The organism is Microbulbifer discodermiae (assembly GCF_040742695.1).
Lineage (GTDB): Bacteria > Pseudomonadota > Gammaproteobacteria > Pseudomonadales > Cellvibrionaceae > Microbulbifer.
The window spans coordinates 1-17,177 of the sequence record NZ_JBFLAB010000068.1; the positions used below are offsets into that span (position 1 = coordinate 1).

A 17,177-nucleotide genomic window follows, 5' to 3' on the forward strand; every position below is an offset into this window, starting at 1 on the left:
GACCGGGAGACTGCGCACCGCGCACACTGCAGATAAGTGCGGCGGTATCCGGGCCCTCTCTGGGCAATCCGGAACTGCCCTGCCATCCCGGGCAGGCGGCCTATGTAATTTACACCTCCGGCAGTACCGGTCAGCCTAAGGGTGTGCAAATACTCCACCGAGGTGTCGTGTCCATGCTGTCCTGGGCACAGACACAGATGCCCGCGGGAGATCGCATTAGTATTCTGGCGAGCACCTCGGTGTGTTTTGACCTCTCCGCCTACGAGCTGTTTTTGCCTCTGATCAACGGTGGTCAGTGCTGTGTGATCGACAATATTCTTTCCCTGGAAACCAGTCCCCTGCGCCACCGTGTGACGCTGCTCAATTCCGTGCCCTCGGCGGCCAAAGCCCTGCTGGATCGGGGCGCGTTGCCGGCGACGCTGCGGGCAATCAATCTGGCCGGCGAGCCCCTCAAGCGGGATCTTGTGGACCGGCTTTACGCCTCGACGCAGGTGCGCCAGATCAACGACCTGTACGGACCTTCCGAGGACACAACCTATTCGACCCATGCTGTGCGGCATCCTTCAGGCCCAGAAACCATTGGACGTCCCCTGTCGAACACCCAGGCGTATATTCTCGACTCCCACTGCCAGCTGCTCCCTGTCGGCGCAGTTGGTGAGTTGTATCTGTCGGGCGATGGACTCTCTCGCGGCTACCAGGGCAAGGCGGCCATGACCGCCGAAAAATTCCTGCCAAACCCCTTTGATCGTCAGCCGGGCCAGAGAATGTACCGCACCGGCGACCTGGTGCGGTTTCTACCGGCTGAACCTCAATCGGCGCCCAATTTGCAGTATCTCGGGCGGATAGATCATCAGGTTAAGCTGCGCGGGTTTCGTATCGAACTGGGCGAGATTGAGGCTGCATTGCTTGAGCAACAGTCAGTGCGGGAAGCGGTGGTGATCATTGCGGGCGAGACAGATCAGCGCTTCCTCGCGGCCTATGGGGTGATGGATGAACAGACTTCAGCCGGGGAGGTGCTGGCCGCTTTGCGCAAGTGTCTGCCGGCATTTATGGTCCCCCAGGTGTTAATGATCCTTGATGCCCTGCCTTTGACCCCCAATGGCAAGCTGGATCGCAGTGCCTTGCCAAAGCCTGAGATCGATACCCGAAAGGGCCACTATGTTCCGCCCTTAACACCCTCTGAATCCCTGCTTGCTGCCATTTGGTGTGAGGTGCTCAAGCTTGAGCGCGTGGGCCGCGACGACAACTTTTTTGAACTCGGCGGCCACTCTCTGCTCGCCACCCAGGTGATGTCGCGAGTGCGTGAGGTATTCCAGTTTTCCATGGATATTCGCGCGCCATTTGACCACCAAAGCCTTAGTGCACTGGCGGCCCATATCGACAAGGCGCGAGACGCCTCTGACAGCATCGACAAGCTCATCGTGGCGGAGAAAAATGGCGGCGTGGTGCCCTTGTCCTTTGCCCAGGAGCGACTGTGGTTCCTCGATCGCATGATGGGTAAAAATGCTGTCTACACCATGCCTTTGGCACTTAGGCTGGAGGGAGCTATTGATCGAGAGGCGCTGGTCGACAGTCTGCAATTGCTGGTGCAAAGACATCCCGCTCTGCGTACCCGACTGCAGGTTGACGGCAAGAGTGCGCGACAAGTGGTGGACGAGGCGGTGCCCGCCCTGGCCTTTGAGCACCTCGACAATGTCGCACAGGCTGACTCTACCCGTCTCTGCGAGCGTCTCCACGCCTTCAATCTGGCGCAGGAGACTCTGTGCCGCATTCGCCTATTGGAATGCCCCGGGGGCGAGTCTGGCACCAAAACGCAAATGTTACTGCTTGTGACCATGCATCACCTGATTGCCGATGGCTGGTCTTTGGGAATTCTACTGCGTGACTGGAGCGCCCTCTATCGCAGTCTCCGTGAGAAGCGGCCGGCGGCGCTGCCGGCACTGCCCGTGTCCTATGCGGATTACGCCCACTGGCAGCGAGGCAATGCCGGCGGTGAGCGCTGGGCGTCGCAGCTTGATTACTGGCGCAACCAACTGCACGGCCTACCACCGCTTTTAAATCTGCCGACGGACACGCCACGTCCGGCCGAGCAGGATTTTTGTGGAAAAATGCAGGCTTTCCATATTTCTGAGAAGTTGACGGCCGAACTCCGCCAACTGAGCCGTGCCCAGGGTGTCAGCCTATTTATGACGCTGCTGTCCGGTTTTTCCGTATTGCTCGGGCGTTACGCCGGGGAGACGGATATTGCCATTGGCACACCCATCGCCAATCGCACACACAAGGAGACCGAAAACCTCGTTGGCTGCTTCGTCAATACGCTCGTGATGCGCACTAGGCTTACAGACAACCCGAGCTTTATCGATCTATTGGCGCAGGTACGCGATACTGCCCTTGACGCATACAGACATCAGGATATTCCCTTCGAGCATCTGGTGGAACACATCAACCCGGTTCGCAGTCTGGCCCATGCGCCCCTGTTCCAGGTGATGTTTGCCCTGCAGAACGCACCGCTGGACCCCTTTGACCTGCCTGGGATCGAGGTGGAGGTTCTGGCCCCCGACAACGACGCCGAGGGGGTTTCGCGTTTTGACCTCACGCTGACACTCGAAGAGATGGACGAGGGCTTGAGTGGAGGCATGGAATACCGCACGGATCTGTTTCGTTCAGAGACCATCGAACGCATGCTGGCGCAGTTTCAGGAGTTGCTTGGCAGTCTGGTGTCCGCGCCGCACCTGCCCATCGGGCGGCATCACTACCTGCCCGTCTCGCACCGGGATCGCGACTTGCCCACGGAGCGTAGCGCCTACCGGAAAGAGGGGCATTGGCTTCAAATGCTCGCGACGCGGGTCCTCCAAAGCCCAGAGCGAGTGGCTCTACAGTGCGGTGACCTAAGCCTCGATGAATCTGAATTGTGGCGCCGCAGCAGTACAGTGGCACAGGCGCTGCGACATCGCGGTATTGGCCCCGGTGCCCACTTGGGCATGATACTGGAACCTATGGATGCCGGCCCTGAGCGGCACAAGGCCCTCGCTATTGCCCTCGCTGTATTGCGGGCGGGGAGTTCCCTGGTCGTTTTGGATGCCCGTGCGCCGCGACTGCACATGCAGTATTTTCTTGAGCGCTGTGCTCTGTCCCAGTTGTTGGCCGGCACGACTTTAGAGGCAGAAGGGACAGACTTTGGCTGTGGCGTCACCCTGCACACGTTTGCCGATCTTCTCAATGCTGGGGAGGGCACACCTGATAGCGACCAGCTTTGCCCGGTGTCGCTGTCGTCGCCCGCTTGGGGGCTGTGGCGCTTTGAGGAAGGCGCCAGCGGCGCAGGCTCTGCAGCCAGCGAAGATCTGCCCTTTAGAATACTGAGCCATCGCAATCTCAGCTGCCTGTTGCAATCGTCCGCTTCGGCGTTCCCCGTCTTGCTCAAAGCTCTGGGAGGAACCTCAACACCGGCGAAAATCCTTCTTAGCGATCTCTATGCTCTGGTGAATGGCAGCGCCCAGGAAAAAATGCATGGAGATCCGCTGCCGCTAGCAGATGCCGGGTCGTCTCTTCCGCGATTGTTGTCGGTGGCGCCGTCCGGCGCCCGTATCACACTGCGCGATCGGTGGCGCCAGCTGCCGGGAGCGAATGTTACCTCTACCCTGTGTTTAGGTGGTGATCTGTACCCGGGTGAACTGGGTGAAAGTTGCTCCCCACAGCCACTGTTGTATACACAGATAAAGGGACGCTTTACCACTGAAAATGCGATCGAGGTGATGGCCGACGCCCAGGTGCCGGGGCCTTGTACTGAGGAGCAGGCGCCGGCGGCTCCGTCTCACACAACACTCGAGCACTTGCTGCGTGGTGTGCATGGTGTGAGCGAAGCTGTGGCTGTTAGTGCCCAGAGAATGGCCCCCGTACTGGGTTTTGTGGTTGCCGGGGCGACGCTCAAGGATGACGATCAAAAACGCCGTTTCAAAGAGGAGCTTAAGGCCACACTTTTGGAGCAGGCGAGAAAGGGCGGGGGCCCTTTGCCCTATAGGCTGTTGTTAGTCGAGCGTTTGCCGAGGACGGAAAAAGGGGTGGTCGACAAACAGGCGCTGTTGGCAATTGCTTCTAAATCAGAGCCTGTAAGACGCGTCACGCCACCGCGGACTGAGACGGAAACTGCTTTGTTTGATCTCTGGCGCCGGCAGTTCGGTGCCAGGAAATTTGGCATTGATGACAATTATTTTAACTTGGGTGGCGACTCCATTCGTTCCATTGCACTGGTGGCTGAAGCCAAAGACAAGGGCTATGTGTTTGCGGTGAAAGATCTGTTCGCCCACCCGACGATCAGACAACTGGCTGCGGCGATTAAGGGCCAAACCTTAAGGGTAGAGCAGCACAATCCGATTGCCCCTTTTGCACTGATCAGCGAAAAAGAGCGGAAGGATATCGAGCGACACTACCGCCAAGAGCAGGTCGAGGATGCATTTCCGCTGTCATCCATGCAAGCGGGAATGGTGATGCTGAGTGTGAAGCATCGCGGTCTTCATCTTTATGAAAACATGCAGTATTACGAGTTTCGTCAACCCTGGCGTCAAGATTGGCTGGAGAGCGTCCTTAATTACCTCGTGCAAAAGCACGCAATGCTAAGAAGTGTGATTTGCCTGTCTCTGGAGAGGCCCCTGCAAATTATTTTGCGCGGCTCTTCGCCAAGTATTGATGTTGTTCACATGGCGAAGGGTGAGGCAATCGAGGCCGCACTGCAACAGGCGCTCGATCAAAGGCTTGCGCAGGAAAAAGTGCGCGGCATCAATATCGCCAGGGCCCTGTGGCGCTGTTGTGTGCATGTGGTGGATGATCAGCGTTTCGTGCTGGGACTCTTTTTACATCACGCGCTTTGGGATGGCTGGAGTCTTGAGAGTTTTGCTGCCGAACTTTACCAGCTCTATGCCAGGCTTTGTGACGGCGAGCCGTTGCCTGAGATTGAGCTTCTGCCGTCTTACAATCAGTTTATCACCCTAGAGCAGGCAGCACTGGCATCGGAACAACATGCGCGCTACTTCGCCAGACAGCTGGATGGAGCCACTGTTCCCTGGTGGGTGGGTCGGAAAAAATCCCCTGCCCTGAGAATCCCCTGTACCATTGTCGGTCCGGTTCATGCGGCTATTACAGCGCTCGCTCGCGCGGAAGGCGTACAGGAAAAAAGCGTGTGGGCAGCGGCTTACTTAAGCCTGTTGGCGCTGATTAACGGAACTGACGAAATCGCCGCGGCAGTACTGACCCAGGGGCGGCCGGAAATTCGGGGTGGCGATAAAATGATCGGCGTGTTCTTCAATGCACTGCCTGTCAGCCTGCGGGTGTTTGGCATAGGCACCTGGCGCGATCTGGTGCGCAAGGTGGATGCCCTGCTGCGTGCCCAGCACGCCTACCGGTATTACCCTCTGGCGGCTGTCCAGCTCGAGACCGGCCTCGATTTTTCCGGCGCCTTATTGAATTACACCAATTGGCATGTTTACCACGAGGGTGCCGAGGCCTTATCGCCCGAAGAAAAAAACAGGATAGTACCCAATAAAGTTGGCGGTTGGGCCGATACGGATTATTTGTTTTTGTTGGAGGTCATCAAAGACGAGGCCGAAGGGCGGTTCAGCGCTAGCCTATATGCCGATAGCGGAATTTTCCCAGATACGTTCAGCCGCCGCCTTAGCGACTATCTAGCTAATATTATCGAGAAAATGTGTTTGACCCCGGCACAGCGATTAGAAAAAGCTGTGTTGCTTCCCGCTGAGGAAAAAGATCAATTAATCAACTTATTTAATAAAACACAGAGAACGGTCCCCGGACATAATGTGCTTCATCGGGGTTTTGAACAACAGGTTGAACGCGCACCGGAGGCTGTGGCGCTGATCTACCGGAATCAGCACATTACCTATGGGGCCCTGAATGACCGCGCGACGGACCTTGCCAAGACATTGGTCGCTAATGGTGCAGGCCCCAATGATCTCATTGGTATTTGCGTAAAACGTAGCGCCGAGCTTTTGATTGCACAATTGGGGATTTTGAAAGCAGGCGCCGCCTATGTTCCTCTCGATCCGACGTATCCGGCAGCGCGATTAAGCCACATGATTTCTGACAGCGGGCTGCAGCTGGTGGTCACGCACAGTGTGCCGTCGACCCTAACAGCCCTTGTAGGTGTTGACAAAGAACTGCGGGCAAACGGCCAATCGCAGGTCCCTGAAAAAATCTTTGTCGATCGGCTTCTAAAGTTTCCGTCATCGCCCCTTTTGTTGTCGGCATTGCACGAGGACAATCTGGCCTATGTGATTTACACCTCTGGCAGTACCGGCAAACCAAAAGGGGTATCGATCAGTCACAAAAATGCAGTAAATTTCCTCTCTGCAATGATGGAGCGCCCGGGACTTGAGGCGAGAGACCGACTGCTGGCAGTTACCACTTTTGCCTTTGATATTTCCCTCTTGGAATTGCAGTTGCCACTTAACGCAGGTGCCGTGGTGGACATTGCCGAAGATGGCCTGTCCGCCCGCGGGGACGCCCTTGCCGAGAGATTGGCCCGTTGTTGCATCACCGCGCTGCAGGCGACCCCGATTACCTGGAGGCTGTTGCTTGAGAGCGGCTGGACAGGTGATTGCGGAAAAATGCGCGCTCTGGTGGGGGGGGAGGCGCTGCCCGAGGGGTTGGCATCGGACCTCTCCTCGCGTGTGGCAGGCCTTTGGAATATGTACGGCCCGACGGAAACCACTGTCTGGTCAGCGGTGCAGCGGCTAAAAAGTTCGCAGCCGAAAGTGACAGTAGGTGCGCCCATCTGCAATACCCAACTGTATGTTCTGGATAGGCAGATGGGCTTGTCTCCTCTGGGCGTGCCCGGTGAATTATATATTGGTGGAAGGGGCGTCTCGCCGGGGTATTTCTTAAGACCTGCTTTGACAGCTGAAAAATTCTTACCTCATCCATTTTCGAAAACTCCGGGCCAACGGCTTTATCGCAGCGGTGATCTTGTGCGTTACCTGCCGGACGGATCCGGACGTATGGAATTTATCGGCCGCGTGGATCATCAGGTAAAAATCCGTGGATTTCGTATTGAACTGGGTGAAATTGAACGCGTTTTGTCCCGGCACCCGGAGGTGTCCGCGGCGGTGGTCAACGTGCACAGGCAGGAAGTGTCGCCGCAGCTTGTGGCCTATGTAGTGCTTGCGAAAGAAGATGTAGAAGATTTGTCCGCGAACTTGCGCAGCTTTTTAAGTAGGCACCTTCCGGACTATATGGTACCGGCGGCCATTATTGAACTGGAGCAGCTGCCCCTCACGGACAACGGAAAAATTGATCGCAAATCGCTGCCTGCACCGTCAAAATCGGACACTGGTACCAGCTACGTGGCACCGGAAAATCCCACAGAGGAAATGCTTGCAGCCATGTGGGGCGAATTGTTGGATAGAAAAGCGGCCGGCCGCTTAGACGATTTTTTCCGCGAAGGCGGTCACTCGCTCCTGGTCACGCGCCTGGCCTCAAAAATCAATGACGCATTCCACACGGCAGTCGGCATCGGAGAACTCTTTGAAACGCCGGTGTTGGCAGCACAGGCGGCTCTTATTGCAGAGAAGCAACAGGTGGTGACAGATGACCGTGCCATTGCCAAAGTGTCGCGCCAGCAAAATCTACCCCTATCCTATCAACAACAGCGCCTTTGGTTCTTGCATCGTTTCATGGGGGCCAATGCCGTTTACAACATACCCGTGGCTTTTCGCTTTGTGGGTGAGTTGGATATATCGCATTTCCTGACTGCCCTGGAGGCGCTTTATCAGCGGCACGAGGCTTTGAGAACACGTATTGTTGGGGAGGCCATTGATGAAAGCGTTGTTGGAGGAATTGTTGAGCGCGAGCAGGAAGCGTATCAGATAGTGCTGGAAGGCTCCCTGTCAGTCAGGCCTGAACCTATTTCAAATCAAGACGACCTCAGGCGCGCTGTGCTGATAGAGAAGATGCGCCCCTTTGCGCTGGGCGATGAGTCCCTGTATCGCCTGCGTTTATTTGTCTGCGAATACGACAACAGCAACGTGTTGATGATTAACCTGCACCACAGTATTGCGGATGGTGCGTCCACCAACATACTGATGCGTGATTTCATTGAACTCTATCGCAAATTCAGTCAGGGCGAGCCTGCCAATCTGCCTGCACTCAGTGTTCAATATGCCGATTATGCCCATTGGCAGCGCAGTTATTTATGTGGCGAGATTCTTGCCACCCAACTTGAGTATTGGCAGGAACAACTTAAGGACCTGCCACCGACACTGCCATTGCCACTGGATCGGCCGCGTCCGGAGAAACCTGCATATCGTGGCGGTTTCTATCATTTCAATATAGCGCCAGAACTGTACACATTGCTAAAAGTGTTTTCGCAGGAACATCGAGCGACACGGTTTATGACCCTGCTGACGGTTTTTGCTGTCCTTTTGCACCGCTACAGCGGCCAGCGCGATATTGCCGTTGGTACTCCCATTGCCAACCGCTCTCAAAGTGAGCTTGAGCAGGTGGTGGGATTTTTCGTCAATACACTGGTGATGCGCTGCGAGATCAACAGTCGACAAAGTTTTACTGAAACATTGCAGCAGGTAAAAGCAATGGCTATGGGCGCTTATGCCCACCAGGAAACGCCTTTTGAGCAGCTGGTGGAGGCGTTAAACCCAGAGCGAAAGATCAGCCATTCGCCATTGTTTCAGGTGATGTTTTCCCTGCAAAGCGATGTGCCCGATCAACTCAGTCTGCCGGGGTTATCAATTGAAGCGCTGGAGTTCGATGCTGGGGCACAGGAGGAGCCGGGTGTGGCGCGCTACGATCTCTGGCTGACCCTGACGGAAACCTGCGATGGATTGCGCGGAGGCATTGAATTTAGCACCGATATTTTTGATCGCGACACCATTGTGCGCTTTGCCGATTATTTTCAGCGTATTCTGGCTGAGTCGATGCAAGCATCAGATTCGCCGCTCGCCGAGATCCCGTATTTGTCGATAGCGGACCAGCGCATAAGTGACGAACTCTTCGGTCTGGAATCCAATAAAGATACAAATCTTTGCGTTCATCATTGGATTGAATCGACTGTGTGTCAATACCCGGACAGTATTGCCCTGGTAATTCGAAGTAACACCGGCCTACCGGTCGCATTAAGTTTTGCCGAGCTCAACCGGCGGGCGGATAATTTAGCGGGCCTTTTGCGTTGCCAGGGAGTATCCATAGAGTCGCCAGTAGGCGTGTGCATGGAACGTTCCCTGGAAATGGTGATAGTAATTTTTGCCATTCTCAAATGTGGAGCCTGTTATGTCCCTGTCGACCCAGAGGCGCCAGAGGAAAAAATCCGCTATCTTGTCGAAAACTCGGGGATGCAGCTTTTACTGGTACAACAGACCTTTGATAAGAACACCGGTTTTGCCGATGACCGAGTGCTGCGTGTAGATGCATTGCAAATAAAACGCATGATTGCCACTAGAAAAAACGTCGTCGACCGTGTCCCCCCTGACGCCTTGCGCCCCGATAATGCCTGTTACATTATTTACACCTCGGGATCCACCGGTTGGCCCAAAGGCGTTGTCGGCCTGCATCAAAGCCTGGTTAATCGATTGCGCTGGATGCACCGTGCGGTTGACGGTCAACGTAGCGATATGCTGTGTCAAAAAACCAGCCTGGGATTTGTCGACCATGCGGCGGAAATATTTCAGGCCCTGTGCTTCGGCAACACGCTGTTAATCATGCCGACAGAAACCCTGCAAACACCTCGATCATTTCATCAGGAGATGAATAATTGGCAGGTGAGCCGTATTACCCTTGTGCCTTCACTGCTTAACATTCTCGTGGATAGCGGCGAGGTTAATCTCCGCTCCCTGCGTGTGCTTATTAGCAGTGGTGAAGCCCTGGATGTGCGGGAGCCCCAAGCATTTTCCAGGGCCTTCCCCAAGGCCCGGCTAGTGAATGTGTATGGGTCGACGGAAGTTGGTGCTGATGTAACGGTACGAGAGATTCGCTTGTTACCTTTCGACAACTTTGTGGAAAGAAATAAAGACTCCGACACTGTTGCTTCGACGGCTATTCCCCAGAAAATCATTCCTCTGACAGCAATAGGAAAAGGCATTGACAACATTCAGGTCTATGTGCTGGATGCGCACTTACAGCGGGTGCCGCCAGGGGTGATCGGTGAATTGTATATTGGCGGCATTGGCCTTGCCCGTGCCTACCTGGGAGTTGCGGCCCTGAGCGCCCAGAAGTTTATTCCCAATCCATTTTCCAAAGTACCCGGGGCACGCCTTTACCGAACCGGGGATCGGGTGCGTCTGCAGTATGATCACGACGGGGAAGGCGCCTGTCTGGACTATCTTGGTCGCGTCGATAATCTAGTAAAAATTCGAGGAGTCCGCATTGAGCTTGAAGAGATCGAGGCAGTCCTAAAGCGACATGAACATGTGAATCAAGCGGTGGTATTACACCGTATAGCCGCGGATGATGACAGCGGGCAACTGGTGGCCTATCTACAACTGGAAGAAGATATTGAAGTGCCTTCGCAGGTCTTTCAGGAATATGCACGACGCTTTCTCTCTTCGCACATGGTGCCGGCGGCGTTTGTTGTGCTCGAATCCATGCCATTGACCAGTGGTGGTAAGGTTGATCGTCGATCGCTACCTCCAGTGAAAGAAGCCATTGTGGCTATGGAGTCGGTGCCTCCATCCGGGTTGATTGAGGTTCGCCTCAGTGATATTTGGAAATCCTTACTCAATTGTGAAAGTCTGGGTCGCTTTGATGATTTTTTTGCAATCGGTGGCCACTCCCTAATGGCGGTGAAGCTCGCCTCGCGGGTGCGCAGTGAATTCGCCGTGGAGCTTAGCCTCAAGCAAACTTTCGATTCGCCCGCGCTGCATCAAATGGCGGCCTTTATTACCTCTGAGTTGAAACGTGTTGGTCCGAGTGAACGCTTTATTGAGTCTATGACCAATGAGGAAGCAGAAGAAATCCTGGAGTTGTTCGAAGAGGCCTGATGGGATTAATTCTGCAATTTAAGCTATCCAATGCCTGCTGTGTAGAGAATCGGGGTGCGCTAATAGAAATATGCCGTGAATATCCAAATATCAGTTTTCCCCCAACAATCCCACTGGTTAAAGCTTCAGGCGAAGCCAGCCATTCGATATTCCTCAAATTATTAAACCGCAGCGTATAAATTTTCAGCTAACAGATTGGTTGTGAAGCAAACGAACTATTGGCCTTTGGCAAGTTTATGAACACAGATATAAAAACAGCAAAAGAAAAGCTTCAGTTGATGCTGAAGAAAAATAAGACTGGAGGCGATTCGGAGCCGGAACTTGTGCGCGGTTCTGCTCGCGAAGGGGGTTTGTCCTTTGGGCAGCAGCGCCTGTGGTTTATCAATAACTACATCGGCCCCAATCCTGTGTACAACATGCATCTGGCTTTGCGCTTGCAAGGTGTTGTGGACGAGTGTGCGTTGCAGGAAAGTGTCGAAGCCATCGTAAAACGCCAGGCGTCTTTGCGCACTCGATTCCAGCAAACAAAAAACGAAGTCCAACAGGTGATAGAGCAGGAAGTCCCTTTGCTCTCAATTGAGAAAGTGAAGAATTCCTCTGCAGTTGAAGTCATTCACCGCGAGGAAAAATACTACCCCTTCGACTTAGGAAGCGACCAATTGTGTCGTTTACGACTTCTTAAAGACGAAGAAGGGGGGGCTTATGTAGTGTTGTTGACGCTCCATCACAGTGTTGGCGACGGTGTGTCCCTGGGTATATTTTTAAGCGAGCTGGTTGCTCACTATGGCGCCTTTGTTAAGGGTCTGCCGTCCCCGCTCACTGAGCTTCCTATCCAGTATATTGATTACGCTCGCTGGCAACGGGAAAAAATGCAGGGAAACTCCTTTGGTCGCCAGCTAGAATTCTGGCGGCGACAGTTTGATGGAGTGCCCCCTCTGCTGGAGTTGCCCACGGATCGGCCGAGACCAAAAATTCAAACCTACGAAGGGGGCAGCCTGCCTATACATTTTCCCCGGGAACTCTCTGCGCCACTTGAGTCTCTGACCCGTGACCATGGAGTGACGATGTTCATGTGTCTGTTGGCGGCTTTTTCAATTCTGCTACAACGCTATTCCGGCCAGAGGTGTTTTACCATCGGGATTCCTGTAGCAAGTCGCGATCGCGAGGAAATAGAACGCATTATCGGCTTTTTTGCCAATACCCTTGTGATCCGATTTGACGTCGATGAACAGTTAAATTTTGGTCAGTATTTGGCTCGCGTGCGGGAGACTGTACTGCAAAGCTACGCTCACCAGGATTTGCCTTTTGAGCGGCTGGTCGAAGAGGTTAATCCGGAGCGCAATCAAGCTTATTCGCCACTGTTTCAGGTCGCCTTTGCCCTGCAGAACTTACATGATGAAAGCGCAAGGCTTCCGGACCTGGATATTGTGCCGCTGGTCTTCGATAACGATAGCCAAGTGGCTGACAGGGAATACTCCCATTTTGATTTAATGTTAAGTCTTCACGAAAGCGACGACAGCGGTATCGTTGGCAGGGTAAGTTACAATACAGGGCTATTTGCTCAGTCGACGATTGAACGTCTGCGCGAACATTTTATTTGCCTATTAACAGATATTGTCGCGCGACCGGAGGTCAATATTGGCGAGCTAAACCTGTTGACTCCGCCAGAGCAAAGTGCATTGGTGTGCCATGGTCCCGATACGGATGCACAGGCCCAGGCATCGGCGTGTCAATTGAGTAATGGCACCTCCCCACAAGTTTCAGAGGCCATTGCGCTGCAGGCTCGCCAACGTCCAGACGCCATAGCCGTTATTGACGGCCCTCTGCAGCTTAGTTACCGTGAATTGAGTGACCGCGTAGACAAGCTTGCTGCTTTTATACAGACTCGTCAATTGGGTCCGGAACGATTGGTGGGTTTTAGTGCGGCGCGTGGGGTGTCTGCAGTCCTTGCCATGTTAGCCATAATTCGCTCTGGCGCTGCCTATGTGCCTTTGGACCCGGCAACGCCGCCGGACAGGTTGGCGTATTTTATTCGCTGCGCGGAACTGCCATTAATCTTTGCTGATGAAATAAGCGCCGAACCAGTTGCCACTATCGTTGAACGTCTGCCGGCTTCGTCACTAAAACCCGATATTGTGTCTGTGTCCAAAGCCATTCGCAGCGATGAACAGTGGCAGGGCAGTTTTCATCAGCCTGCTTCCGTTGATCAATTGATTTACGTAATTTTTACCTCGGGAAGTACCGGGCGTCCGAAAGCCGCTGGCGTCACCCATGGTGGAATTCGAAATCTAGTTGACTGGTATATCAATTGTGTGGGGATGACCGCATACGACCGCGTATTGGTGGCAAGCTCCATTAATTTCGATTTGACGCAAAAAAATATTTTGGCCACGCTGTCGGTTGGCGCCAGTGTGTACTTGGCCGCCGAGCCTTTTGACCCGACCTCCATAGCGCAGAGTATTCAGTGCCGCGGGATTTCGCTGACGAATATGGCGCCGAGCGCATTTCATTCCCTGATCCATCCTTTGGAAAAGCTGCGTCGCCCGATGAAGCATCTTCGGCATATTGTCTTGGGTGGCGAGCCGATTAATCTACCACTGATGTCGCGTCTGTTTCAGTGGCATCCCCACCTTAACGTGATCAATAGCTACGGCCCCACAGAGTGTAGTGACGTAGTGACGGCCTATCGGTTTGATCACACACATGCAGAGAATATGGATTTCGTTCCCATCGGTCGCGCGATCCCCGGTTTGCGCAGCTATGTTCTCCGCGAAGCTGTCCAGGCAGTGCCCAGGGGGGCAGTGGGTGAGTTATGCCTCGGAGGCGTGGGTGTGTCCAGAGGGTATCTGGGGAACCCGCGGCAAACGGCGGAGAAATTTGTGCCTAATAGGTTCGCCGTATCGCCCGGCGAGCGCCTTTACCGCACAGGGGATTTGGTCAAGGAACTAAAAAGTGGCGATTTGACGTATGTGGGGCGGACGGACGATCAGGTAAAAATGCGCGGGTTTCGCATCGAGCTGTCCGAAATCACCAACACACTGAAACACAGTAAGGGTGTCAACGATGCCACCGTGCTGGTGAACAAAGTAGAGTCCAGGGAAAAACTTGTGGCCTACGCCTCGGTGGACAAGCAATACGCGCCAGCTTGCTACCGGGCGCTACAAAAAAAACATAAGGTTTCAAATCCTTCTCTGGTTCCTGTGACACTGCCCAACGGGATGGATCTTTACACGCTTAATCAGGCAGAGACGGATTTTTTGTACAACGAAATATTTGTAGATCAGTGTTACGAACAACACGGTATTTCGATTCGTGATGGTGATTGTATTTTCGATGTGGGTGCGAACATTGGTTTTTTCTCTGTGTATTTGGCCACTCGCTACCGGGGTCTAAGCGTGTTTTCCTTTGAGCCAATACAGACTATTTTCGAGCTGTTGCAAGCGAACTGCCATCTCTATGGCGACAATAATCTTTCGCCCTGCCATGTCGGACTGTCGGAAAAACCCGGTCGCGATCGCTTCGAATTTTATCCCCATCACTCCATCGTTTCAGGGCAGTCGAGCGACGACGAAGCGGTGGTGAATGCTGTGAGGAAGTACCTTGAATTTGGCTTGGAATCAGAGGGCCAGAGTGTCGAGGGGGCATCGGAGCGGCTGGAGGAATTAATTCGTGAACGCCTGGTGAAGGAATCGGTTGAAGTCCGCCTGTCCACGGTGAGCGAGCAGATTCGCCAGCATAATATCCAAGCAATTCAATTACTGAAAATAGATGTCGAACGGCACGAATTCAGCGTCCTTCTCGGTATCGAAGATGAACATTGGAACATGATCCAACAGGTGATACTGGAAGTGCATGATGAAGACGGTGCGCTGGCCCGTGTGCAAGACCTGTTGGGGCAACAGCAATTCCTGGTGCATTGTACCCAGGAAGAGAGTATGCGTAATAATGATATTTACATGGTGTATGCAAGGCGCCTGGTGGTCGCGCGACCAGAGGCGCCTGCAATGACAGCGCCCGCCGGTGACAGAATCTGGTTGGGCGTCGGCGCATTTCGAGCCGCCTTGCGGGAGCAGTTAAAAGATGCCCTGCCGGACTACATGTTACCTGAGAGCGTTGTGTTGCTCGATGAACTGCCGCTGTCGACCAACGGTAAAATCAACCGCCAGGCCCTGCCTGCACCACAGCCCGGGGATTACGAGCACAGTGAATTCGTCGCACCTTCCACGGAAACCGAGAAACAGATATGTGAAATCTGGTCGGCGTTGTTGCAACGGCAGGCCGAAAGTATAGGCGCCAAGGATAGTTTCTTTAAGCTCGGTGGTCATTCCCTGTTGGCCATGCAGTTCCTTCAGCAAACAGAATCCAAATTTGGCGTGAGTATTGCAGTCAAAACCCTATTTGGCTCTCCTACTTTGCAAGAAATTTCTTCACTTATCGACTATTTGGTCGATTCCTCCCCAGGTATGGGGAATCAGTCGACGATGGAAGAGCTGTTAATTCTATAACCATTGATCAAATCCTCACCTTTCGTCGCCAGCAGGGCGTTGTTCTGCTATCGATTATCTGACTTACTCCCCTTTTAAACGGGGGGAATGCGTCGACAATGGAAGAGCTATTAATTCTATGACCATTGCCCAAATCCTCACCTTTTGTCGCCAGCAGGGCGTTGTTCTGCGCGCGGAAGGGGAACGTTTAAAGGTCTTATCCGAAGCGGGCGCCGACCTGCCTCCCGCACTGGTCAAGGCCTTGCGTGAACACAAAAAGGCCCTTTTGGATGTTTTGCAGAGCCAGGCCCGGACAGGCATTGAAGAAGAGCCTATCAAAATCGTTGAAGATCGCTCAGCACTGCCCCTTTCTTTCGCCCAGGAGCGGCTGTGGTTCTTGCACAAATACCTCGGACCAAACGCCGTTTACAACGTGTTTTTATCCTTGCGGCTTGAATCAGAGTTTGATCGCAGTGCCCTGGAGAAAAGCCTTAATGTAATGCTTGCCCGCCACGAATCACTGCGCACTCGCTTCAAGGAGCACAGGGGTTTGCCGCAGCAGGTGTTTGATCAGGTCAGTATCAATTTACCACTGGAAGAACTGAGCACTCGGGAAGCGCTGCACAATGTCATTGCAGCAGAGCGACGCCGCACGTTTGATTTGTACGAAGATCGGTTGTTTCAGGTGCGGCTGTTGCGCAGCCAAGGCGACGATGGCGCCGTGTTGTTAATTAATATGCACCACATTGTGTCGGACGCCTGGTCCATGGCGGTTTTTTTCCGCGAACTTAATCATTGCTACCGGGCCTTGAGTCACGGATGCGAACCCGATCTGGACCCGCTGCCCATTCAGTACGCTGACTTCGCCTGCTGGCAGCGCCACTGGCTGAGCGATGGCGCTATGGAGGCCCAGTTGGCTTTTTGGTGCGCTGAACTCGCGGATTTACCGGCTTTAACGGATCTCCCCACAGATTTTTCGCGTGAAGACACGCAAGGTGGATGCGCGGCCCGACTGGACATATCGTTACCTGCCGCTCTGGTTGAGGGGCTTCAGTGTCTGGGCCAGGCTCACAATGCCACTCTGTTTATGACTTTGCTGTCGGCCTTCGCCACCCTGCTTGCTCGCCTGTCGGGACAGGGTGATATCGCCATCGGCACACCCATCGCCAACCGCCACCACCGGCAAACCCAATCATTGGTCGGCTTTTTTGCCAATACGCTGGTCATTCGCCACCGGCTGGAGCAGGACCCCACAGCTGTGCAATTGCTGGCCGCCACGCGGGAGCGTTGCCTCAGTGCCTACGACCACCAGGATTTGCCCTTCGAAGCCCTGGTGGAGCATCTGGCTCCCGCGCGCAGCCTGCAACATTCACCCCTGTTTCAGGTGATGTTTGCCCTGCAGAATGCACCCATAGATGATGTGGATAGCGGCGACCTGGGCTTGACCCCCTACTTGTCGGAAAGTGGAGGGCCAGAGACAGGAGGCAGTGCACGATTTGACCTTACCTTGAATCTGTACGAGAGCGACACCTGTGTCACTGGCAATATTGAATACAACAGCGACCTGTTCGAGGCCGCCACCATCGCGCGCTGGCTGGATCACTACCAACGACTGCTGGCGGCCATGGTGGCGTCGCCGGAACAGCGTCTCTCGCAGTTAGTGTTTTTGAGCGAGGCCGAGCAAGGGGCGCTGATG

Annotated in this window: 3 protein-coding genes; all 3 read left to right on the forward strand. The window is 54.1% G+C overall.

The window, feature by feature from the left end:
* Positions 1–74 precede the first annotated feature (74 nt).
* Positions 75–10,997 carry an amino acid adenylation domain-containing protein gene (locus tag AB1S50_RS17155; RefSeq protein WP_367152292.1) on the forward strand — a complete coding sequence of 3,641 codons (10,923 nt, stop codon included), beginning with the start codon at positions 75–77 and terminating at the stop codon, positions 10,995–10,997.
* Between the two features lie 236 nt (positions 10,998–11,233).
* Positions 11,234–15,502: an amino acid adenylation domain-containing protein gene (locus tag AB1S50_RS17160; RefSeq protein ID WP_367152290.1), complete on the forward strand. Its 4,269-nt coding sequence runs from the start codon at positions 11,234–11,236 to the stop codon at positions 15,500–15,502.
* Between the two features lie 118 nt (positions 15,503–15,620).
* A partial coding sequence (locus tag AB1S50_RS17165; protein ID WP_367152291.1) for a condensation domain-containing protein occupies positions 15,621–17,177 on the forward strand: 1,557 nt, incomplete at its 3' end.

Bases quoted from the DNA above. Each gene is read 5' to 3' on its own strand.
- AB1S50_RS17160 (WP_367152290.1), top strand. From the start codon at position 11,234: ATGAACACAGATATAAAAACAGCAAAAGAAAAGCTTCAGTTGATGCTG.